Source organism: Actinomycetospora sp. TBRC 11914 (assembly GCF_012933465.1).
GTDB lineage: Bacteria > Actinomycetota > Actinomycetes > Mycobacteriales > Pseudonocardiaceae > Actinomycetospora.
In genome coordinates this window covers 103,773-125,682 of the sequence record NZ_JABBND010000014.1, presented here as the reverse complement: position 1 = coordinate 125,682, position 21,910 = coordinate 103,773, and the positions used below count along the sequence as shown (strand labels likewise).

21 protein-coding genes are annotated in these 21,910 nt (G+C 75.6%); 5 read left to right on the top strand and 16 right to left on the bottom strand.

Annotation, left to right across the window (positions count from 1 at the left end):
* The first annotated feature begins 21 nt into the window (after positions 1-21).
* Positions 22-813, top strand: coding sequence for a carbon-nitrogen hydrolase family protein (locus HH311_RS20805; protein WP_169185589.1), 792 nt, complete (start codon positions 22-24; stop codon positions 811-813).
* Positions 814-819: 6 nt separating this feature from the next.
* Positions 820-1,299 (top strand): YbaK/EbsC family protein, encoded by a 480-nt coding sequence (locus HH311_RS20800; RefSeq protein WP_312030287.1) that lies wholly within the window; start codon positions 820-822, stop codon positions 1,297-1,299.
* Between the two features lie 314 nt (positions 1,300-1,613).
* On the opposite strand, the gene HH311_RS20795 is transcribed toward HH311_RS20800, so the two are convergent.
* The 4 genes from HH311_RS20795 to HH311_RS20780 all read right to left on the bottom strand — a co-directional run bounded on the left by HH311_RS20795 (position 1,614) and on the right by HH311_RS20780 (position 4,512).
* Positions 1,614-2,165 (bottom strand): DUF3558 family protein, encoded by a 552-nt coding sequence (locus HH311_RS20795; RefSeq protein ID WP_169185588.1) that lies wholly within the window; start codon positions 2,163-2,165, stop codon positions 1,614-1,616.
* Positions 2,152-2,622: a hypothetical protein gene (locus tag HH311_RS20790; RefSeq protein ID WP_169185587.1), complete on the bottom strand. Its 471-nt coding sequence runs from the start codon at positions 2,620-2,622 to the stop codon at positions 2,152-2,154. Before HH311_RS20790 ends, HH311_RS20795 begins: the two co-directional genes overlap by 14 nt.
* A gap of 66 nt (positions 2,623-2,688) precedes the next feature.
* Positions 2,689-3,897, bottom strand: a complete 1,209-nt coding sequence (locus tag HH311_RS20785) for a DNA polymerase III subunit delta' (RefSeq protein WP_312030286.1) — start codon at positions 3,895-3,897, stop codon at positions 2,689-2,691.
* A gap of 111 nt (positions 3,898-4,008) precedes the next feature.
* On the bottom strand, positions 4,009-4,512 hold the full coding sequence (locus HH311_RS20780) for a hypothetical protein (protein WP_169185586.1): 504 nt from the start codon (positions 4,510-4,512) through the stop codon (positions 4,009-4,011).
* Between the two features lie 61 nt (positions 4,513-4,573).
* Between HH311_RS20780 and HH311_RS31055 the strand changes: the two genes are divergently transcribed.
* Both HH311_RS31055 and HH311_RS20770 read left to right on the top strand, forming a co-directional pair.
* Positions 4,574-4,903: a hypothetical protein gene (locus HH311_RS31055; RefSeq protein WP_169185585.1), complete on the top strand. Its 330-nt coding sequence runs from the start codon at positions 4,574-4,576 to the stop codon at positions 4,901-4,903.
* A gap of 29 nt (positions 4,904-4,932) precedes the next feature.
* A complete protein-coding gene (locus HH311_RS20770; protein ID WP_169185584.1) occupies positions 4,933-5,115 on the top strand; it encodes a DUF4236 domain-containing protein in 183 nt (60 codons plus the stop codon).
* A 7-nt stretch (positions 5,116-5,122) separates the two neighbouring features.
* Here the strand turns inward: HH311_RS20770 and HH311_RS20765 are convergent, their stop codons facing one another.
* The 4 genes from HH311_RS20765 to HH311_RS20750 all read right to left on the bottom strand — a co-directional run bounded on the left by HH311_RS20765 (position 5,123) and on the right by HH311_RS20750 (position 12,686).
* Entirely contained in the window at positions 5,123-5,896 is a 774-nt protein-coding gene (locus HH311_RS20765) for a thermonuclease family protein (RefSeq protein ID WP_169185583.1), read from the bottom strand.
* A gap of 158 nt (positions 5,897-6,054) precedes the next feature.
* Positions 6,055-8,820: a type I DNA topoisomerase gene (gene topA / locus HH311_RS20760; RefSeq protein ID WP_169185670.1), complete on the bottom strand. Its 2,766-nt coding sequence runs from the start codon at positions 8,818-8,820 to the stop codon at positions 6,055-6,057.
* A 420-nt stretch (positions 8,821-9,240) separates the two neighbouring features.
* Positions 9,241-10,170 carry a hypothetical protein gene (locus tag HH311_RS20755; RefSeq protein ID WP_169185582.1) on the bottom strand — a complete coding sequence of 310 codons (930 nt, stop codon included), beginning with the start codon at positions 10,168-10,170 and terminating at the stop codon, positions 9,241-9,243.
* 191 nt (positions 10,171-10,361) lie between these two features.
* Positions 10,362-12,686 carry a sodium-translocating pyrophosphatase gene (locus HH311_RS20750; protein WP_169185581.1) on the bottom strand — a complete coding sequence of 775 codons (2,325 nt, stop codon included), beginning with the start codon at positions 12,684-12,686 and terminating at the stop codon, positions 10,362-10,364.
* Positions 12,687-12,984: 298 nt separating this feature from the next.
* Between HH311_RS20750 and HH311_RS20745 the strand changes: the two genes are divergently transcribed.
* Positions 12,985-15,333: a DEAD/DEAH box helicase gene (locus tag HH311_RS20745; RefSeq protein ID WP_169185669.1), complete on the top strand. Its 2,349-nt coding sequence runs from the start codon at positions 12,985-12,987 to the stop codon at positions 15,331-15,333.
* A gap of 513 nt (positions 15,334-15,846) precedes the next feature.
* Here HH311_RS20745 and HH311_RS20740 read toward each other — a convergent pair.
* The 8 genes from HH311_RS20740 to ssd all read right to left on the bottom strand — a co-directional run bounded on the left by HH311_RS20740 (position 15,847) and on the right by ssd (position 21,804).
* Positions 15,847-16,494, bottom strand: a complete 648-nt coding sequence (locus tag HH311_RS20740; protein ID WP_169185580.1) for a bifunctional DNA primase/polymerase — start codon at positions 16,492-16,494, stop codon at positions 15,847-15,849.
* A 44-nt stretch (positions 16,495-16,538) separates the two neighbouring features.
* The gene (locus tag HH311_RS33760) at positions 16,539-17,144 is read right to left on the bottom strand and encodes an Rv3654c family TadE-like protein (protein ID WP_169185579.1); all 606 of its coding nucleotides are present in this window, start codon (positions 17,142-17,144) and stop codon (positions 16,539-16,541) included.
* Positions 17,141-17,560: a TadE family type IV pilus minor pilin gene (locus HH311_RS20730; RefSeq protein ID WP_211190563.1), complete on the bottom strand. Its 420-nt coding sequence runs from the start codon at positions 17,558-17,560 to the stop codon at positions 17,141-17,143. The genes HH311_RS33760 and HH311_RS20730 overlap by 4 nt, the downstream gene beginning before the upstream one ends.
* 32 nt (positions 17,561-17,592) lie before the next feature.
* On the bottom strand, positions 17,593-17,805 hold the full coding sequence (locus tag HH311_RS20725) for a DUF4244 domain-containing protein (RefSeq protein ID WP_169185578.1): 213 nt from the start codon (positions 17,803-17,805) through the stop codon (positions 17,593-17,595).
* Between the two features lie 42 nt (positions 17,806-17,847).
* Positions 17,848-18,441 (bottom strand): type II secretion system F family protein, encoded by a 594-nt coding sequence (locus HH311_RS20720; protein WP_211190562.1) that lies wholly within the window; start codon positions 18,439-18,441, stop codon positions 17,848-17,850.
* Positions 18,438-19,256 (bottom strand): type II secretion system F family protein, encoded by an 819-nt coding sequence (locus HH311_RS20715; protein WP_169185577.1) that lies wholly within the window; start codon positions 19,254-19,256, stop codon positions 18,438-18,440. The genes HH311_RS20720 and HH311_RS20715 overlap by 4 nt, the downstream gene beginning before the upstream one ends.
* The gene (locus HH311_RS20710; protein ID WP_169185576.1) at positions 19,253-20,494 is read right to left on the bottom strand and encodes a TadA family conjugal transfer-associated ATPase; all 1,242 of its coding nucleotides are present in this window, start codon (positions 20,492-20,494) and stop codon (positions 19,253-19,255) included. The genes HH311_RS20715 and HH311_RS20710 overlap by 4 nt, the downstream gene beginning before the upstream one ends.
* 221 nt (positions 20,495-20,715) lie before the next feature.
* Entirely contained in the window at positions 20,716-21,804 is a 1,089-nt protein-coding gene (gene ssd / locus HH311_RS20705) for a septum site-determining protein Ssd (protein WP_312030285.1), read from the bottom strand.
* Between the last annotated feature and the right edge of the window lie 106 nt (positions 21,805-21,910).

The following is a 21,910-nucleotide window of genomic DNA, read 5'->3' as shown; positions in this document are numbered from 1 at the left end:
CGGACCGGTATACACGGACTCATGCGCGTTGCCCTCGCCCAGATCCTGGCCTCCGACGACCCGGCGGCCAATCTCGAGCTGGTCGCCGACCACACGGCGCTGGCGGCGCAGCAGGGCGCCTCGGTCGTCGTGTTCCCCGAGGCGACGATGTGCCGGTTCGGCGTGTCGCTGAAGCCGGTGGCCGAGCCGCTGGACGGGCCGTGGGCGACCGAGGTCCGCGCGATCGCGGAGCGGAACGGGGTGCTCGTCGTCGTCGGGATGTTCACGCCGACCGACGACGGCCGCGTGACGAACACGCTGCTCGCGACGGGCCGCGGGGTCGACACCTCCTACGACAAGATCCACCTCTACGACGCGTTCGGGTTCGCCGAGTCCGACACCGTGGCGCCGGGGGCCGAGCCCGTGGTCGTCGAGGTCGACGGCGAGACCCTCGGCCTCGCGATCTGCTACGACATCCGCTTCCCGGAGCTCTTCCGCGCCCTGGCCGACCGCGGGGCCGCGACGGTGCTGCTCCCGGCCTCGTGGGGCGCGGGACCCGGGAAGGTCGAGCAGTGGGAGCTGCTCGTGCGGGCCCGGGCGATCGACTCGACGACGTACGTGCTGGCCTGCGACCAGGCCGACCCGCTGGCCCACGGCATCGACCCCGGGAAGGCGCCGCGGGGTGTCGGGCACTCGCTAGTGGCCTCGCCGTTCGGCGTGGTGGAGGAGTCGCTGGAGGCCGACCCCGGGCTGCTGGTGGTGGACATCGACACGGCCTCCGTCGAGAAGGCCCGGTCGGTGCTGCCGGTCCTCGCCAACCGCCGGATGGGCTGACCGCGCGTGGCGAAGGTGCGCAGCGTCGACCGGGTGGCGGCTGCCCTCGACGAGCTCGGTCTGGGCGGGCGCGTGCGCGAGCTCCCCGACTCGACGCGGACGGCGGCGGAGGCCGGCGCGGCGCTCGGGTGCGAGGTCGGGCAGATCGTGAAGTCGCTGGTGTTCCGGGTCCCGACGACCGACGAGGCGGTGCTGGTGCTCGCCTCCGGCTCGTCGCGGGTCGACGTCGGGCGGCTGGCGGAGGTGGTGGGCGCCCCGGTGGAGCAGGGATCGGGCGCCTTCGTGCGGGAGCGGACAGGGTTCGCGATCGGTGGGGTCGCGCCGGTGGGTCTGGTCGCGCCGGTGCGGACGTACGTGGAGCGGGGCGTGCTCGGGTGGTCGCTCGTGTGGGCGGCGGCCGGGTCGCCCCGGACGGTCTTCGACGCGACGCCGGAGGAGCTGCTCGCGGCGACCGGCGCGGCGGTGGTGGACGTCGCGGAGGTCTGAGGACGGGAGTGTCCTCACGGGACCGAGTCGCCGTGACTCGGTCGCGCGGGAGCAGGTCGCCGTCGGGACGGCGCACGAACCGGGCACAGCACTCGCGGCCCGGGAGGCGGAAGTGTTCTGGCGCGACCGAGTCGCGGCGACTCGGTCGCTCGGGAGCAGATCGCCGTCGGGACGGCGCACGAACCGGGAACATCGCTCGCGGCCCGGCAGGCGGAAGCGTTCTCGCGCGACCGAGTCGCGGCGACTCGGTCGCCTGGGAGCACTTCGCTGCCCCCGCGGCGAAGGGTCTTCCGGACCGTGCCCGTCGGACACGCTCACTTCTGGGGCGGGAGCTTCCTGATGACGAGAGCGATCGCCTCCTCGGCATGCGTGCACGGGTCCGACGTCTGCCGCGTCATCAGCCCCGACCACTCAGTTTCCAGGGCCTGCCGAGGCCCCAGACCGGTGGTCACGGTGCAGGTGTTGTCGTCATCCGACATCCGCTGGCGGACTGCGGGATACCCCGCAACCGTGACGGGGACGAAGATCCTGCTCAACCGGGTGCGGTACGTATCGGCCAGCAAGTCGCGGTCGGCATCGACCGCCATGGCCAAGTCCTCATCGTCCGCGTTGCTCCAGGAGCACTCCTGGACATCGATCGACGTCCGCTGACGTCCGGGACCGCTGAACCCGAGTTGGTGGAGCTCGGACGGTTCGAGCAGGGACGCACACGGACTCTCGGCGACCGCAGAGACGTCCCGAGGGGCCGTCACCACGGGAGCCCCGAAGCGGGGAGATGGTGACGGCGCCGGTGAGCCCGGGTTTGTGGCGCAACCTGCGCAGAGGCCGGCCAGCAGAGCGGCCAGGATCGCCCTACGCGCGCTCATCGAAGCGCGCAGCCCCGGTGCTCTCGGCCGCCCGGTACGCGGCCAACTCGCTCTTGATCGCTTCGATCAATCCGTCGAGTTGGCGCAGGCCTGCATTGACCGCCTCGACGAGACTTCCGTGGCCGCCGACCGCCACGGCTTCGAGAGCCCTGGCCGCGTCGAGGCTGACCTGGTCGTGCGAACCGGCATCGACCTTGCCGAGTCGCATCGCGTCACGGCCGAGGTCCTGCAACTCGTCGCGAGCGGCCCGGAGGTCCTGGAGCACCTGGGGAGCGCGATCGAGGTCGACCGAGAAGGCTCCACCGACGGCGGGAGCGGGCACGACCTGGCGCGGGACCACCTGGCCGTCGGTGAGCACCGCGGGGTCCGCGGCCTCGACCGGCCGGTCGGCGAGGGCGGGCGAGAGGCCCACCGGGGGCTGGGTGTAGAGCCCGGGCGGCGGGACGGGCGTGCTCACGCCGAGCACGCTAACCGCCACGAACCACGCCCGGGGGCGGAATCGCCCATCCGCCCGGTCAGCCCATCAGCCCTCGCGGAGGGCCGTCACCATCGCCTCGACCGCGATCTGGGGCTTCACGTTGGTCTCCAGGGCCTCGCGGCACACCAGGACGGCCTCCAGGCGGCGCAGCGCGGCCTCGGGGGAGCCCTCGCGGGCGGCCGACTCGACCTCGCGCGCCCGGTCCGGGTGGGTGGCGGTGACCTGGGCGCCGAACCCGCGCACGAGCACGTCGCGGTAGTAGCCGGCGAGGTCGACCAGCGCGCGGTCCAGCGCGTCGCGCCGGGTGCGCGTGGCGCGCTGCTTCTGCTTCGCGACGAGGTCCTTCTCGGCCGCCTTCGCCGCGCGCTGGGCCTGCGCGACGCCCTTGCCGGACCCGCCCGCGCCCATGGACACGGCCAGCTCCTCCCGCTCGGCCTCGTCGCGCTCCCCGGTCAGGGCGACGACCTCGGCCTCCGCGGCACCCACGAGGCCGTCGGCCGCCGCGAAGACCTCGGCGGCGCTGCGCAGCGAGCGCGGGACGGTGAGCACGGCCTCCCGACGGTTCCGTGCGTCCTCGTCGCGCGCGAGCCGACGGGCCCGCCCGATGTGCCCGCCGCAGACGCTGGCCGCCCAGCTGGCGGTCTCGGCGTCGATGCCGTCGCGCTCCACCAGCACGTCGGCGATGGCCGACGTGACCGGGGTGCGCAGCCGCAGCGGGCGGCAGCGGGAGCGGATGGTGACGCTGACGTCGTCGGGGTGCTCGCTCGGCGCGCACAGCAGGAACACGGTGCGCTCGTTGGGCTCTTCCACCGCCTTGAGCACGGCGTTCGAGGCCTGCTCGGTCATCCGGTCGGCGTCCTCGATGAGCACGACCTGCCAGCGCGCCGTGGTGGGCATCCGCGCGGCCCGCTCGATGACCGCGCGCATCTCCTTGACGCCCAGCGAGAGCCCCTCGGTGACGACCTCGTGGACGTCGGCGTGGGTCCCCGCCAGGACGGTGTGGCAGACCTGGCAGGCGTCGCAGCCCCCGCGTGGGCACTGCAGCGCCGCGGCGAACGCGCGCGCGGCCACCGACCGGCCCGACCCGGGCGGGCCGGTGAAGAGCCAGGCGTGGGTCATCGCGCCCCCGTGACGGCCCTCGGCGTCGTCACCCGGCTCGTCCGTGGAGAACCGGACGCGGGAGGCGTGCTCCGCGGCGGCCCGCAGCTCGGCGACGGCCTCCGGCTGACCGACGACCTGCGACCACACGCTCACGACCCCGATGATGCCCCACGGCACCGACAGCGTCAGGCGGGCCGTGTCAGGACGGGTCCATCCTGACGTCAGGTGTCAGCAAGGGTCCGTCGCCGGCACCACCGCCGGCCCTCACAGGTGCAGCGCCAGCGCCACCACGGCGATGAGGACCGCGATCAGCACCAGCAGCGGCGCACCCAGACGCACCCCGCCGAGGACACCCCGCGACGGCGCTCCCGCCCGGTCGGCCCGCCACTCCCCGAACTGGGCGCGGAACTCGGCCTCCTCGCGCCGCTCCCGGCGCCACGCCGACTCCCCCTCCGGGGCGGCGCCGCGCACCTGCGCCGCGTCCTCGACCGTCTCCGGCGGCAGCGTGCGGTGACGACGCTGCGCGGGCACCGGGCGCGGCGGCGGCACGTCGCGGACCTCCGGCTCCCAGAGCTGGAGGCCGCGCTCGCGGTCGGCCTGCATCCACGCCGCCACGCCCTCGGCGTCCGTCACGGGAGGCAGCCGCACGTCGGTGGGGCGGGCGGTGCCCGCCGTCGGGTCGGCGAAGGGGGGCGGCGGGGCGGTGCCGTCGTCACCGGTCAGGGGGCCGTCGGCGAGCGGGTCGTGGTGTGGACCGCGTACGTCCATCCCCCGACCATCACACGATCGGGCGGTCTCGGCCAGTGGACCGGGGGGAGAGGCTGTCGCCGTGGAGCCCGACGCGTGCTTCGACGACGTGGTCACCGCCCTGCGGGACCGCCCCGGCGTGGCCCCTCCCGACCCGACCCGGCGGGGCTTCGGGGCCGACGCCCTCACGGTCGGCGGGGCGATCTTCGCGATGGTCCGCGACGGGGCCCTCGTCGTGAAGCTGCCCGCCGCCCGGGTGCGCGCCCTGATCGAAGCCGGGGAGGGCGCCCCGTTCGGGGCCGGGCGGGGGCGACCGATGAAGGAGTGGGTGGCCGTCGCGGCCGTCGACCCCGACGCCTGGCACGCCCTCGCCGAGGAGGCGTACGGGTTCGTCGGGTCGCGCCAGGCGTAAGGCCCGGGGAGAACGGGCAGGGAGCTCCCGTGGGCCTCAACTACCGCAAGCATCGTCGTCTCGGACCGCTGCCGATGTGGCGCAACGTCTCGCGCTCCGAGTCCGGCAAGACGGTGTCCTACAGCGTGAAGCTCGGGCCGTTCACCTGGAACAGCCGCACGAAGAAGAAGACCGTCGACCTGCCGGGCGGCTACTCCTACACCTCGGAGTGACCCAGGACTACTCGCAGGCGATCCCGTCGCCGTCGCGGTCGAGCTTCGCGCTGTACCCGGGCTCGCCCCGGTGCAGCGGGGCGACCCCCGCCGCGCGCGCCGCGGCGCAGTTGGGGTAGCTCGCGCCGACGGCGGGTGCGGGTGCGGCGACGGCCGGCCGGGGCGCCGGCTTCGGCTTCGGGGTCCCGACGGCGGCCGCCGGACGCCGCGTCGTCGGGGCGGCACTCGCCGGCGCCCCGCAGGTGCGCCCGTTCGCGTCGAGGCTCCGCAGCCGGGCCTGGACCGCCCGCGAGGCGTCGTTGTGCCCCTTCGTGTAGATCGCGGTGTGGTCGGCGCGGACCATCATCTCGGCGAAGTCGCCGCCGGCGTAGGAGACGTAGCGGAGCTCCCGGCCGTAGCGGTCGAGGTCGACGCCCGGCTGGGCGGTGAGCCGGACCGGCTGGCCCAGGATCGCGTCCTCGGCGGCCCGCGTGGCGCGCGTGCCCCCCGGCGTGCCGGACTCGCAGGAGTCGATGCCCAGCACCCGGACCTTCACCCCGCCGGTGACCTCGAAGGTGTCGCCGTCGATCACCCGGCTCACCATCGTCGTGTCGCCCGACGTCGCGGCGTCGTCCGCCACCGACCCGGCCGCGGCCGACACGGCCGGTGCCGCCGACGTGGTGGCCGGCGAGGACAGCGAGCGCGGCGACTCGGCCGGGACACACCCGCCGAGGAACAGGGCCCCGACGACGGCCGTCACGGCGAGGACGGCGGGTCGGGCGATGCGCAGGCGCGCGATCATGCGGGTGGTTCCCCCCGGAACTGGTCCGGGAGCAGCGTCGCGCCCCGGGCATCCCGGCTATCGGGCGGCGGGGAATGGTCGTTAACACGACTCGAGGGGCACACCGGACACGTCCGGGTGGTCCCGGGGATGTGTGGTGCGCCCCTCGACGTCGACCGTCAGGTGGTGGGCGACTTCCGGGTGGTCGTCTTCTTCGCCGGCGCCTTCTTCGTCGTGCTCGACGCCTTCGAGGAGGTGCTCGACTTCGCCGACGACGACCGCGACGTCGTCTTCTTCGGCGCCGGCCCCTTGGCCCGCTTCTCGGCGAGCAGCTCGGCGGCGCGCTCGTCGGTGAGGGTCTCGACGTCATCGCCCTTGCGCAGCGAGGCGTTCACCCCGGTGCCGTCGGTGACGTACGGCCCGAACCGGCCGTCCTTGACCACCATCTGCTCACCCGACGCCGGGTCCTTGCCCAGCTCCTTCAGCGGCGGCTTCGCGGCGGCCCGGCCCCGCTGCTTGGGCTGCGCGTAGAGCTTCTGCGCCTCCTCGAGCGTGACCGTGAAGAGCTTGTCCTCGCTGTCGAGCGACCGCGAGTCCTTGCCCTTCTTGAGGTAGGGCCCGTAGCGGCCGTTCTGCGCGGTGATCTCCTCGCCGGACTCCGGGTCGGTGCCGACCACCCGGGGGAGCGAGAGCAGCTTCAGCGCGTCGTCCAGGCCGATCTCGGAGAGCGTCATCGACTTGAACAGCGAGCCGGTGCGCGGCTTCTCCTTCGCGCCCTCCGGCAGCACCTCGGTGACGTAGGGCCCGAAGCGGCCCTCCTTGGCGAGGATCTCGTGGCCGGTCTCCGGGTCGGTGCCCAGCGAGCGGCCCTCCTGCGGGGTGGAGAAGAGCTGCTCGGCGAGGGCGAGGTCGAGCTCGTCGGGCGGGAGGTCGTCGGGCAGGTTCGCCCGCTGGGAGCGCTCCTCCCCGTCCTCGGTGACCATCCGCTCGAGGTAGGGCCCGTAGCGCCCGACCCGCACGACGACGTCGCGTCCCTGCTCGTCGGCGAACATCCGCAGCGAGTTGACCTCGCGGGCGTCGATGCCCTCGAGGTTGTCCCCGACGAGCTTCTTCAGCCCGCCGGCCTGCGTCATGGCGCCCTCGACGCCGCCCGCGTCGCCGTTGGTCGCGGCGCCGTCGCCGCCGAAGTAGAAGTGCGAGAGCCACGTCTGGCGCTGGGTGTTGCCCGCCGCGATCGCGTCGAGCTCGTCCTCGAGGGTGGCCGTGAAGTCGTAGTCGACGAGCCGCTCGAAGTGCTTCTCCAGCAGCCCGACGACGGCGAACGCGATCCAGCTGGGGACGAGGGCGGTGCCCTTCTTCCAGACGTAGCCGCGTTCCTGGATGGTGTTGATGATCGACGCGTAGGTCGACGGCCGGCCGATCCCGCGCTCCTCGAGCGTCTTGACGAGGCTCGCCTCGGTGTACCGGGCGGGCGGGCTGGTCTGGTGCCCCGAGGGGTCGAGCTCGTCGGCGGTCAGGGCGTCGCCCTCGGCCAGGCGGGGGAGCCGGCTCTCGGCGTCGTCCGCCTCACCGCCCGACTGGTCGTCGACCGTCTCGACGTAGGCCCGGAGGAACCCGGGGAACGTGATGGTCCGGCCGGACGCCGAGAAGGTGCACTCCTCGCCGGTGGCGGCCGTGCCGGTGATGCGCACGGTCATCGTCGTGCCGCGGGCGTCGCGCATCTGGCTGGCGATGGTGCGCTGCCAGATCAGCTCGTAGAGCCGGAACTCGTCGCCCGCGAGCTCGCTCGCGACCTGACCCGGCGTCCGGAAGCTGTCGCCGGCGGGGCGGATGGCCTCGTGGGCCTCCTGGGCGTTCTTCACCTTGCGCGTGTACTGGCGGGGCTGTTCCGCCACGTTCTCGGCCCCGTACAGGTCGCGGGCCTGGGTGCGCGCGGCGTTGATCGCGGTCTCCGACAGCGTCGTGGAGTCCGTGCGCATGTAGGTGATGTAGCCGTTCTCGTAGAGCCGCTGCGCGGTGCGCATCGTCCGCTCCGCCGAGAACCGCAGCTTGCGGCCGCCCTCCTGCTGGAGGGTCGAGGTCATGAAGGGGGCATACGGACGACGGGTGTACGGCTTCTCCTCGACCGAGGAGACGGCGTAGTCGCTGGACGCCAGGCCCTCGGCCAGGCGGCGGGCGTCGGCCTCGTCCAGCCGGCGCACGTCGTGAGAGCGCAGCTGCCCCCGGGCGTCGAAGTCGCGACCGGTGGCGACGCGGGCACCGTCGACGGCCGTGAGCGCCGCCTTGAACGTCGGCGTGTTCGCCTCGGCCTGCTCCTTCGCGGTGCGCAGGACCGCGTCGATGCCCCAGTACGAGGCGGAGACGAACGCCATGCGCTCGCGCTCCCGCTCGACGATCACGCGGGTCGCCACCGACTGGACGCGGCCCGCCGAGAGCTTCGGCATGACCTTCTTCCACAGCACGGGGCTGACCTCGTAGCCGTAGAGCCGGTCGAGGATGCGGCGGGTCTCCTGCGCGTCGACGAGGTCGTGGTCGAGGTCGCGCGGGTTCGCGGCGGCGGCCTGGATGGCCGACTCGGTGATCTCGTGGAACACCATCCGGCGGACCGGCACCTTCGGCTTCAGCGTCTCGAGCAGGTGCCAGGCGATGGCCTCGCCCTCGCGGTCGCCGTCCGTCGCGAGGTAGAGCTCGTCGACCTCCTTGAGGGCGTCCTTGAGCTCGGTGACCGTCGACTTCTTGTCCGGCGTGACGATGTAGAGCGGCTCGAAGGAGTTGTCGACGTCGACCCCGAGGCGCGCCCAGCTCTCGCCCTTGTACTTGGCGGGCACGTCGGCGGCACCCCGCGGCAGGTCACGGATGTGCCCGCGGCTCGACTCCACGATGTAGGAGGAGCCCAGGTAGTCGGCGATCTTGCGGGCCTTGGCGGGCGACTCGACGATCACCAGCCGCCGGTTGCCGTCACCGGCCGGCGTCGCGGTGCCGTTGCCGTTCTTCCGGCCGCCCCCGGAGCCCTTCGCGCCGTTCCCCTTGCGCGTCCCGGACGTGCGCCCCCGCGGCGCCGGGGCGGTCTGCTCCGGCGTCTCGTCGACGGTCGCGGTTCCTCCGCCGGCCGTCGTGGTTGCGCTCCGTGTCGTCCTCGACGCCCTGGAACCGGCCGCTGCCTCTCCCGCTGCCACCAGTCATGCCTCGTCTCGTCGCTGCGCGGAGCCCCGTCGTCGGGTGCCCCGCTCGCCGCCAGTGTGCCTCACGGCGACGTCCGTGCCATCGAGAACGTGTCGTCCCCCGCTGTCGTTCCCGCGTCCACCCCGGTTCGGTTGCCCGATCCGTGCTGGTCAGAGTCCTGCCCTCGCACCGTTCGGCGGAGGTCACCCCGGCCACACATCGTCCACCAGGGTCCGTGGGCGGCCACCGACGAGCTCGGCCAGACGGCGTTGTCGGCGCTGGCCGACGATCGCGACCACGGGCTCGTCCTCGTCCCCGGCAAGGGTTGCGCCGAGGCCCGCGCGCTGACACGCCGTGAGCAGTGGCTCGTGCGTGGCCCGTGCGTGCGGGTCGAGACCGAGAGTGTAAGCACGCCCACGTCGCCGCCCCGCCGCCAGGACCCACAGCCGCAGCCGGGGGCCGTCGAGATCGAGCTGTCCGGGTACCGCCAGCGCGCCGTCGGGACGGCGCCACGCGTCCGCCAGCGGGACGAGGTCGGCGCGGTACGCGCTGCGCACCACCAGCCGCCCGTCGGGGAGGCGTTCCACGTCGGCGGGGACTCCCCGTCCACGGAAGGCGCAACACAGGGCGTGGGCCCGCCATTCCGTGACGGGGTCGGGGGTGACGACGGCGGGTGGGGCCGGCTCGGGCCCGGGCGGCGGCTCGTCGGGTGCCGCCGCCGGCGGCCCGTCGTCGCGGACGGGGAACTCGTCGTCGGGGATCTCGTCGACGCCCTCGTCCCAGTCGGCCCCGTGCTCGGCGGGCACCTGGGGGGCCGCGTCGGGCGCGGGGACGCCGCGGGCTGCCCGGTGCTCACCGGGACCGGGTGGCGATCCGGAGGGCCCTCCGACGGCGACGGCGTCCCGCTCGTCGTGCGCGGGGCCGGTCGCCGGCACCGCCTCGTCGTCGGGAGTCGGCACCGCCTCGTCGTCGGGGACCTCGATCTCCGGCGGCGGCGTGCCGAGCACGATCGCCAGGCGCGCGGCCGTCCCGCGGCCGAAGAGCGTGAGCACCCCGCCGGCGCACAGCACGCCCTCGAGGTCGGTGACCGCGCGCGGCAGGGCGTCCGCCGAGTAGAACGACATCTGCCCCACGCGGCCGCACTGTAGAACATGCGTTCGAACCAGTGTGGGAGCCCGGCGACGAGGCGGCTTTCCTGTCGCTCCATGCAAGCAGACAAGGGAGCACGCCGATAGGGACGCTCTGCTTGCACGGGCCGACCCCCGGAGCGCACGAAGGGCACCGCCGACCACCCGCGGGCGGCCGACGGTGCCCTCCGTCGCGATCAGACCTGCGCCGGCGCCGGGGCGTCGGTGTTCGAGTCCGCGATCGCGGTCGAGCGTCGCTTCGAGACGTAGACCGCCGCCACGATGCCGAGCAGCGCCACGAGGGCGATCACGACGCGGACGGCCAGGTTGGCGTCCGGACCGATCGACAGGGCGACCACCGCCGGGGCGATCAGCACCGAGACCAGGTTCATGACCTTGATCAGCGGGTTGATCGACGGGCCGGCGGTGTCCTTGAACGGGTCGCCGACGGTGTCGCCGATGATCGTCGCCTCGTGGGCGTCGGACCCCTTGCCGCCGTGGTTGCCGTCCTCGACGAGCTTCTTCGCGTTGTCCCAGGCGCCGCCCGAGTTCGCGAGGAAGACCGCCATGAGGGTGCCGGTCGCGATCGCGCCGCCGAGGTAGCCGGCGAGCGAGCCGATGCCGAGGCCGAAGCCGACCGTGATCGGCGCGAGGATCGCGAGCAGGCCCGGCGTCGCCAGCTCCCGCAGCGCGTCGCGGGTGCAGAGGTCGACGACGCGGCCGTACTCGGGCCGGCCTGCCTCCCCACCGCCCGCCTTGTACTGCATGATCCCGGGGATCGAGTTGAACTGGCGGCGGACCTCGTAGACGACCGCGCCGGCCGCCCGGGACACCGCGTTGATCGCGAGGCCCGAGAACATGAAGACGACCGCCGCGCCGATCACGACGCCGACCAGCAGGTTCGGGCTGGTGACGTTGTAGATGTCGGCGGTGAGCTGGCTGCCGACCGACTCGTAGGCCTGCCGGATGGCGTCGTTGTACGAGCCGAACAGCGCGGTCGCGGCGAGCACGGCCGTCGCGATCGCGATGCCCTTGGTGATGGCCTTCGTCGTGTTCCCGACGGCGTCGAGCTCGGTGAGGATCTCGGCGCCGGGGCCCTCGACGTCGCCGGACATCTCGGCGATGCCCTGCGCGTTGTCCGAGACCGGGCCGAAGGTGTCCATGGCGACGATGACGCCGACCGTGGTCAGCAGGCCGGTGCCGGCCATGGCGACCGCGAACAGCGCGACGATGACCGAGCCGGACAGCAGGAACGCGCCGAAGACGGCCGCGGCGATGACGACCGCGGTGTAGACGGCCGACTCGAAGCCGACCGAGATGCCCGCGAGGATCACGGTGGCGGCGCCGGTGAGCGACGAGGTGCCGACGTCCTTGACGGGCTGGTCCTCGGTGCCGGTGTAGTAGCCGGTCAGCGCCAGGATGATGATCGCGAGCACGATGCCGATGGCGACGGCCACCGCGGCGATGATCGCCGGGTTGCCGGCCGTGGCGAGGTCGCCGACCGACGCGGCGTTCACGCCGGGCAGGTCGGTGAAGCTCGACGGCAGGTAGACGAACGCCGCGATGACCGTCAGGACCAGCGAGATGCCCGCGGAGATGTAGAAGCTGCGGTTGATCGCCTTGAGGGCGTTCTCGCCCTCGCGGGTCCGGGTGATGAAGACGCCGATGATGGCGGTGATCACGCCGATGGCCGGGACGATCAGCGGGTAGGTCAGGCCGAGCGTGCCGAACGCGACCGAGCCCAGGATCAGCGCGGCGACCAGGGTCACCGCGTAGGACTCGAACAGGTCGGCGGCCATGCCGGCGCAGTCACCGACGTTGTCGCCCACGTTGTCGGCGATGGTGGCGGCGTTGCGGGGGTCGTCCTCGGGGATGCCCTGCTCGACCTTGCCGACGAGGTCGGCGCCGACGTCGGCGGCCTTGGTGAAGATGCCGCCGCCGACACGCATGAACATGGCGAGCAGCGCGGCGCCGAGCCCGAAGCCCTCGAGGACCTTCGGGGCGTTCTCGACGAAGATGAGCACGACGATCGAGGCGCCGAGCAGACCCAGGCCGACGGTCGCCATACCGACGACGCCGCCGGTGCGGAACGCGATGCGGGCGCCCTGGTCGCGGCCGCCGGGCCGGGTCGAGGCCGCGGCCACGCGGATGTTCGCCTTGGTGGCCAGGTTCATGCCCAGGCCACCGATGCTCATCGAGAACACCGCGCCGAAGACGAAGGCGATCGAGCGCGCGATGCGCTCGCCCCAGTTGTCCGCGGGCAGCGCGAGCAGCACGAGGAAGACGATCACGATGAACGGCGCGAGGGTGCGGAACTGCCGCTGGAGGAACGCGCTCGCGCCCTCCTGGACGGCCTTGCCGATGTCGCGCATGTTCTGCGTGCCCTCGTCGGCGGCGAGCACCTGCTGACGCAGGAAGAAGCCGATGGCGAGGGCGATGAGCGCGATCACCGCCACCACGCTCACGACGACGTATTCGCTCGAGGAGAACTCGACCCCTTGAGCGAGGACGGACGCTTGCATCCAGCCTCCCGGTTGGAACGGATCGACGGCGTCGGGAGGCCATCTGGCGGCGTCTCCGGCGCGGGTGATCGTCACCACGCGCGAGCCGCGCACAGTGACAGGGGACGGAGTGTATGGGGGTGGCCTCGACCACGTGACCGCCCGGTTCCCGAACCGGCTGTGACATGTGCGTCTTTCGCGTGGGAGATGCCGGCGCGCCCCGGTGTCGGACAGGTGTGCGAATCTCGGACAGGTCCTGGGAGGAGGGGGCGTGGTGGCGGAGTCGGGCGGGGTCGGGGCGATCGCCCGGGCGCAGCGGGTGCCCGAGGATCCGGGGCACGGCACCGAGCTGCTCCGCCGCGTCCTGGCCGGCACGCCCCAGGGCGAGGACCCGCTCACCCACGCCGAGGTGGTCCCGGCCCGGTCCGGACGACGGGTGCCGTGGCCGGAATGGGTGCCGGCCGAGCTGCGGGCGCGCCTGGACGAGCGCGGGGTGCCGGGGCCCTGGGAGCACCAGGCCGCGGCCGCCGATCACGCCTGGGCCGGGCGCCACGTCGTCGTCTCCACCGGGACGGCGTCGGGCAAGTCGCTGGCCTACCAGCTGCCCGTGGTCGCCGCGCTCGCCGCCGAGCCGGGCGCCACCGCGCTCTACCTCTCCCCCACCAAGGCGCTCGGGGCGGACCAGCTGCGCACGGCCCGCGCGCTCGACCCCGGCGGCCCGACGGGGCTGCGGGCGTCGTCGTACGACGGCGACACCCCCCTCGCGGAGCGGGACGCGGTGCGCCGCACGGCGCGGTGGGTGTTCACCAACCCCGACATGCTCCACCGCGGGATCCTGCCGCGGCACGGTCGCTGGACGACCTTCCTGCGGCGGCTGCGCTACGTCGTGGTCGACGAGGCGCACGCCTACCGGGGCGTGTTCGGCTCGCACGTGGCGCTGCTGCTGCGCCGGTTGCGACGGATCTGTGCGCGCTACGGCGCCCGTCCCACCTTCGTGCTCGCCTCGGCGACGATGTCGGAGCCGGGCGCGTCCGCGTCGGTCCTGACCGGCCTCGACGTCGTCGAGGTCACCGAGGACGCGTCGCCCCGCGGCAGCCGCGCGGTCGGGCTGTGGGAGCCGCCGCTGCTCGAGGAGATCACCGGGGAGAACGGCGCTCCGGTGCGGCGCTCCGCCGGGGCCGAGACGTCGCGGATCCTGGCCGACCTCGTCGTCGAGGGCGCCCGCTCGCTGGCGTTCGTGCGCTCGCGCCGCGGGGCCGAGCTGACGGCCCTGGGTGCGCGGCGGGTGCTCGCGGAGGTCGACCCGGAGCTCGCCCGCCGCGTGGCCGCCTACCGCGCCGGGTTCCTCCCCGAGGAGCGCCGGGAGCTCGAGGCGGCGCTGATGAGCGGCGCGCTGCGCGGGGTCGCGACGACGAACGCGCTGGAGCTGGGGATCGACGTCGCCGGGCTCGACGCGGTGGTGGTCGCCGGCTTCCCCGGGACGCGGGCGTCGTTCTGGCAGCAGGCCGGCCGGGCCGGGCGCTCGGGGGACGACGCGCTGGTGCTGCTCGTCGCCCGGGACGACCCGCTGGACACCTACCTCGTGCACCACCCGGAGGCCGTCCTCGGCGCGCCGCTGGAGCGGACGGTGCTCGACCCGACCAACCCCTACGTGCTGGGGCCGCACCTGGCGTGCGCGGCGGCGGAGCTGCCGCTCACCGCGTCGGACGTGGACGACGTGTTCGGCGGGGAGGTCGCGCGGCGGGCCCTCGACGACCTGACCGCCGAGGGCCTCGTCCGGCGTCGCCGCGGCGGCTGGTTCTGGGCGCTGCCCACCGAGCGGCCCCACGGCGGGGTGGACATCCGCGGGTCCGGCGGCGACCAGGTGGTGATCGTGGAATCGGGCACCGGGCGGATGCTCGGCACCGTCGACCCGGGCGCGGCCCCGTCCACCGTCCACGAGGGGGCGGTGCACCTGCACCAGGGCGAGAGCTACGTCGTCGACTCGCTCGACCTCGACGAGGGCCTCGCCCACGTCCACGCGGAGGAGCCGGAGTGGACGACGCAGTCCCGCTCGGTCACCGACATCGAGGTGGTCGAGACCGAGCAGTGCGAGTCGTTCGGGGCGGCCACGGTCGACGGCCCGGAGCTGCAGGTCTGCCTGGGCACGGTCGAGGTGACCGAGCAGGTCGTCGGCTACCTGCGACGGATGCCGTCCGGGCAGGTGGTCGAGCAGGTCCCGCTGGATCTCCCGGCGCGGACGTTGGCGACCCGCGCGGTCTGGTACACGCTCTCGGAGACCCTGCTCGACGGCGTCGGGATCGTGCCCGCGCGGGTGCCGGGCTCGCTGCACGCCGCGGAGCACGCCGCGATCGGGCTGATGCCGCTCGTCGCGACCTGTGACCGCTGGGACATCGGCGGCGTCTCCACGGCCCTGCACCCCGACACCGGCCGGCCGACGGTGTTCGTCCACGACGGGCACCCCGGCGGCGCGGGCTTCGCCGACCGGGGGCACGAGGCGATGCGGACGTGGCTGGCGGCGACGCGGGACGCGATCGCGGGCTGCGAGTGCCCGTCGGGGTGCCCGTCGTGCGTGCAGTCGCCCAAGTGCGGCAACGGGAACGACCCGCTGGACAAGGCCGGCGCGGTCGCGGTGCTCACCGCGGTGCTGGCGCGGCTGCCGGGCTGATCGGCCGGCTGGGAATCGTCGGCGGTGCCGGCCCGGCCAGGGGCACACCACGCAGCCCTGCCCGCGCTGATCATGCGCCCAGTGCCCCTCGCTGGCCCCGGCCCGGGATCGTCGGCGGTGCCGGCCGGCCAAGGGCACACCAGGCAGCCCTACCCGTCGCTGATCATGCGTCCAGTGCCCCTCGCCGGGGCCGGGCTGGCTGGGTTCCGCCGCGGGCCGGGGTTCGGGGCTCCCGGCCCGCGGGGAGGTCTGTCACGCCGCAGGGCGGGGAGGGCACTCGACCCGCCCTGCGGCGCTGTCTCGGGCGGCGGTGGGCGCGCTCGCGCGCTCCGGGGTGTTCACGGGGGCGTTCGCGCCCACCGCCGCGGGGTGGGCCGGGACCGGCGGCGTCCGTCGGAGCTGCGGCGGGGCTGCGCGCGCTCGGCGACGGGTCGTCGTCGGCGGTCCTGGCCGACCCGAGTCCGTTTTCTGTTGTGGTGGGTCCCGGGGTTCACCCGGGGTCGTGGTGGTCCGTCAGGACCGGATACCGGTGGCGACCGTCGCCAGCCGGTAGGTCGAGCTCCCGCCGAGGCCGCGCTGCGGACGCTCGCGGACGGCCTCCGCCATGGCGTCCTGGACGCTGTACGGGTCGGGGAGCCGCCAGCCGCACGCCGCCGGGCGCACCCGCCAGTGGATGGAGCCCTGGGGGAACGTCGAGGGCGGCGCGGCGAGGTAGCTGCCGCGGCCGTGGAGGGTCATGCCGGGACGGCCGGCGAGGTCCGGGCGCAGCGGCTCGCCCGGCAGCACCGGGAACAGCCACTCACCGGTCGGCGTGGCGGCGATCGGCACCGGCACCCCGACCGCCCGCAGCGCCGCGGCCGCCCGACGGCCGACGCTCGCGGGCACCTCGATGACGTCGAAGGTCAGCCCCGTGGGCAGCAGGATCGAGTACGGCAGGCCCGACCACCACTCGGCGATCTGCCCGACGTCCGTCGTCGCCGCCGCGGCCCAGTCCTCCAGGACCGGGGCGGGGCCGGCCTGGGGGGCGTCGGAGCAGCCCGTCCAGACGTCGCCCTGGGGGAACGTGCCCGGGACCACCGCCCACCCGTGATCGGCGAGCACCATGGCCTCGGCGCGGAGCTCGGTGCCGTAGACGGCGCGGTAGCTGTCCCACCACTGCATGCGGGTCCTCCCGGTACTGGTCCACCCCGTGCGGTGTTCCTTCCCTAGTAACGGCGGGTCGCCGCGTGATTTCCACCCGTCGTCGCCCATCGGCCGGGGTGGAACGCCGAGCGCCACGCTCGGCACCGTCGAGCGGGCGAACGCGCCTCCGAGAGGCATCTGGGGTACCTCTCGTCCCGGCTGCACCAACCGTGTCGCCGCTCGCCGGGAGGCCGGGGCCGCTCGTCCGGTGAGGACACGGTCGGGTCACGATCGGTGACCGCCGCTTCGCCGATTCGCGCCATGATCTCCACCACAGGACCCGCCCGCGAGCGGACCGTGGTCGTGCCGCCGACGGGCAGACATCCGCAGCTCCGCGCCACGTCGACCTGGAGATCCCACCCCAGCCAGGTGCAGCGGACGAGGACCGCGCCGTTCCGCTCGGCGACCTCCCGGGCCCGACCGCAGGCGGGCTCGCGGCCCCGCGCGGACTCGGCCGCCCCGGCGAGGGCGGCCAGGTCCGCCGCGTTTGCCGCGCGGTGCCGGGTGGCGACGACCGCGCCGAGCACGAGCAGTGCCCCCAGCAGGATCCCGACGACTCCGATCACCCCGGCGGCCACCACCGTCGCGAACCCCCGGTCGTCGCGCGGGCGCGGCCAGCGGCCCCTCACGGGACCGGCTCCTCGGGGTCGGGGGCGGGCGCAGAGCCCGGGCCGGGAGCAGGGTCGGGGGCCGCGTCGGGGGCGGTATCGGCCGGGTCGCCGGTCGGGGCGGCGACGGCGGGCTCCCGGGCCGCCACCGCCTCCGCCGCGAGCCGCAGCCCCGGGAGCGCCCCTCCGAGCGGCGGGACCCGGACCACGACGTGGACCAGGTCCCCGTCCGGCTCGACCCGCACCTCGGTGCCGGACGGGAGCTCCCGGGCCAGGGCCTCGGCGCCGGCCGTGTCGTCGCGGGAGGCCCGCCGGGCCGCCTCGCCCGCGGCGTCCACGCACCGGATCTCGGCCACCACCGCGCCGACGGCGGCCAGCACGACCGCGAGCACGGCCACCAGGCTGCCGATCGCGATCGCGGCCTCCACGGTGACCATGCCGCGGTCGCCCCACGGGCCGACCGACCGGGTCAGCCGCCGGCCGGGGTCAGCGAGCGCTGGATCAGGCCGGTCAACGCCCCCATCACCGCCGGCGCGTTGATGATCACGAAGAGCAGGCCCGCGAACGCGGCCGCGGCGATCAGCCCGATCGCGTACTCGACCGTCGACATCCCCTCGTCGTCGCGGGCCAGGGCCGCGAGCCGGGCCACCAGCAGGGCCACGATCGCCGTCGGGTTCTCCATCGTCGTCTCCTCTCGTCCCGCCCCCGGGGTCGGCGGCGGTGGTCATGTGCGCTCCAGCAGCGGTGTGGCGAGGCCGATGACGACCGGCGCGATCCCGAGCGCCAGGAAGGCGGGCAGGAAGCAGAGCCCGAGCGGGCCCGCGACGAGCACGCCCGCCCGCTCGGCACGGGCGGACACCGCCTCGGCGGCCTCGGCGCGGACGTCGGCGGCCACCGTGGTCGCGACGTCCGCGACCGCGGCCCCGCTGCGCGCCGAGCGGCGGGCGGCGCGGGCGAGCCGTGCGGTCGCGGGCTCCTCGAGCGCGGGCTCCCAGGCGTCGGCCGGGTCCGCGCCGAGCGCGAGCAGGTCGGCCACGCCGGTGAGGGCATCGGCCACCGGTCCGGGGAGGGACGTCGCGACCGCCCGCACGGCGCGGTCGAGCGAGAGACCGGCCCGCAGGCAGGAGGCGAGCTCGTCCCAGGCGCCCGCCTCCTGCCAGGGGTCCCGCCGCGGCCGGTCACGGCGCCGCGGCCTCGACGTCGTCGTGGCCGGGCCCGGCGAGCGCAGCCGGCGCACCCGCGACCGGGCGCTGATCGGGCCGGGCGCGATCAGCGCCGCGCACGCGAGCGCGACGAGCGCAGCGGACAGCCCGGTCATCGCACGACCCCCGCCGTCAGCCGCCGGCTCCACTCCAGCCCGGCGGCGACCAGGACGGCTCCGACCACGAGGAGGGCCTGGCCGACGCCGGTGCCGGTGAGCACGCCGAACGGGTGGGCGCCGACGAGCTGCCCGAGGACCAGGCCGATGCCCGGCAGCGCGGCGAGCACGGCCGCCGTCGTCCGCGGCCCGGCGAGCTGGGCGGCGAGCCGGCCGGCGAACCGGGTCCGGGCGCGGAGGTCCTCGGCGACCGCCTCGGCGAGCCCCGCGAGGCCGATGCCGTGACGGTCGGCGAGCGACCAGGCGTCCGCGAGCCGGACCAGGTGCGGACCGGCCAAGGGGTCGGCAGCCGCCTGCTCGCGCAGCGCGGCCGGGACGTCGCCGCCGAGCCGGGCGGTCGCCTCGACCCGGGCGAGGGCCCGACGGGCGGCGCTCCCGGCGTCGCGGCCCGCCGCGGCGGCCGCGGAGGCCGGCGGGTGCCCCGCCCGCAGCTCCGCCGCGAAAGCGGCGAACCCCTCGGCGAGCCCGGCGGTCGTCTCGTCGCGGTCCCGCTCCTGCCGTCGGGCCCGCCGGGCGCGCAGCAGCACCGCCCCGAGGACGACGGCGGCCGCGGCCCCGCCGGGACCCGCCACCAGCGCGACGAGGAGGAGCCCGGCCACCGCCGGCACGGCGACCGGGACCCGCGCCGCCACCCGCGTCCTGACGGCCGACGGCGGACCCCACGCACGCACCCGCGCCGGGGCGCCCGCCGCCGGCCACACGACGGCCGCCCCCGCCAGGCAGAGCAACGCCGCGGCCGCGCCGGCGGCGCTCACGTCCCCACCGGCCGCAGCGAGGCCACCCCGGCCCGCAAGGAGGGCGCCCCGGACGACGATCCCGGCCACGGAGTGCCGACACCCCGCTCGGCGAGCATCGCCCCCAGGTCCGCCCGGCCGGCCGCCCACCCGCCGTCGCGGGCCCACGCGGGGACCACGACCAGCCCCTCCGCGTCACCGCGCCGCACCACCCCGACGCCCTCGAGCACCCGCCCGCCGTCGGAGCGGCGCCGCACGTGCAGGACCACCTGGATCGCCGCCGCGACCTGGCTGCGCAGCGCGGCCGGCGTCATCCCGCCGAGCGCCGCCAGGGCCTCCAGGCGCGCCGGCACCTCGCGCGGGGAGTTGGCGTGGACGGTGCCGGCGCCGCCGTCGTGCCCGGTGTTCAGCGCCGCGAGCAGCTCGCAGACCTCGGCGCCGCGGACCTCGCCGACCACGAGGCGGTCGGGCCGCATCCGCAGCGCCTGGCGGACGAGGTCGCGCAGCAGCACGGTGCCCGCGCCCTCGACGTTCGCGGGCCGCGAGACCAGCCGGACCACGTGCGGGTGGGCCGGCCGCAGCTCCTCGGCGTCCTCGACCACGACGATCCGTTCCGCGGCCGGCACCCGCGCGAGCAGCGCCGAGAGCACCGTCGTCTTCCCCGAGCCGGTGCCTCCCACCACGAGGAACGCCAGCCGCGCCGCGACCACCGCCTCGAGCAGCGCCCGGCCGGTGGCGTCGACCGTGCCGCCCGCCTCCAGGGCGTCGAGGTCGTGCCGCGCCGGCCGCAGGACCCGCAACGAGACGCACGTGCCGTCCGCGGCCACCGGCGGCAGGACCGCGTGCAGCCGCACCCCGCTGCCCGGCAGCCGGGCGTCGACGTAGGGGCTGGCGTCGTCCAGGCGCCGGCCGGCCGCCGCCGCGAGACGTTGCGCCAGCCGCCGGACCGCGTCCTCGTCGGCGAACACCACCCCGGTGCGCTCCAACCCCGCGCCCCGGTCCACCCAGACCGCGTCCGGGCCGGTGACGAGCACGTCCGAGGTGGCCGGGTCCCGCAGCAACGGCTCCAACGGACCGGCTCCCACGAACTCCCGCTGCAGCGCGCGCACCGCGGCGAGCACGTCGGCGTCCCCGACCACCCCGCGGGCCTCCGCCCGCACCGCCGCGGCGAGCTCGGCCACCCCCGCCTCCCCGCCGGCCCCGGCCAGCCGAGCGCGCACCCGCTCCACGAGGTCCCCGACCTCGGTCCCCGCCGTCATCGCCACCACCTCCGTCCCGACGGCGACGACGCTGCCCGAGCCGCGCCCCGAACCCCGAGTCCCGGACGACCGGCCTGTGGACAACCCGGCCCGCGCTGCCGGCTGTGGACCGGCGGTACCCGGACGGATCAGCACCCGGCCGGACCCAGCACCCGGACCAGCACCCCGGCACGCCGACGGCCCGGCCCACCGCCACCGGTGGGCCGGGCCGACATGGCGGGTCACGCCGCCGCGGGTCGCCCTCCCCGGCGCACCTCGACCGCCTCCAGCACGGCCGCCGCCGCCCGCGCGAGGGGTCCGCGCCGCACCCCGGGGACCGTGCCGCGGTCGAGCGCCGCCGCGAGGCCCGGCTCGGCGTCGATCGAGACCAGCACCTCGAGGCCGAGTGCCTCGGCCACGTCGTCCCCCACCAGCCCGCCGGGCGACGGGCCCCGCACCACCACGGCCACCGTCGCCCCCCGTTCCCCGAGCTGCCGGGCCACCCGCGAGGCGGCCGCCGTCGCGCGGACCTCGGCGGGCACCACGAGCACGGCGAGGTCGGACGCGTCGAGCACCGCCGCGGCGGCGTCGGTGAGGTGGCGGGGCAGGTCGCAGACCACGGTGTCACCCGCGCGGCGGCCCGCCTCCACCACGGCGCGCGCCGCCTCCGGCGCCGGCCCGGGGCCGTGCCGGTCGCAGGACAGCACCGTCAGCGCCGGCTCGCCGTGCTCGGCGGCGGGCAGCGCCTCGTGCAGCGACGACGCGGCCACCCGTCCCCCGCCCAGCGCGAGGCCCGGCCAGCGCAGGCCGTCGGCCTGCTCGGCCCCGACCACGAGGTCGAGCCCGCCGCCGAGCGGGTCGCAGTCGACGAGCAGCACCCGCGACCCGTCGTCGTGGGCCCGCACCGCCACCGCCGCGGCGAGAACCGACGCGCCGGCCCCGCCGCGCCCGCCGATCACCGAGACGACCCGGCCGTCCCCGGCGGCGTCCTCCTCGACGGTGTCGGACAGTGCCGACACCAGCCACTCCTCCCCCTCGGGCAGGGACACCACGTGCTCGGCGCCGACCGCGACCGCCCGTTCCCAGACGGTGCCCGGCGGCTCGCCCCGGCACAGCACCACCACCCCGTCGCGCCGCCCCAGCCGCACCCCCGCGACCGCCCGCGCCGCGGCCTCGTCGAGCAGCACCATCGCCGCGCCCGGCCACCGCCGCCGGAGCGCGGCCGCGTCGGGCACGCGTTCCAGCTCGCAGCCCGCCGCCGCGGCGACCCGGACCACCTCGTCGAGCAGGTCCTCGTCGTCGCACCACACCGTCACCCGTCGTCCGTCCACGAGCGGCAGCGTCGCGCCCGGGCCCGTACGGACGGGAACCTCGAGCACGACGCCTGGGGACGGACCGGGCCAGGAGTGCCGTTGGGGACGGAGAGGGGGGCCGAAC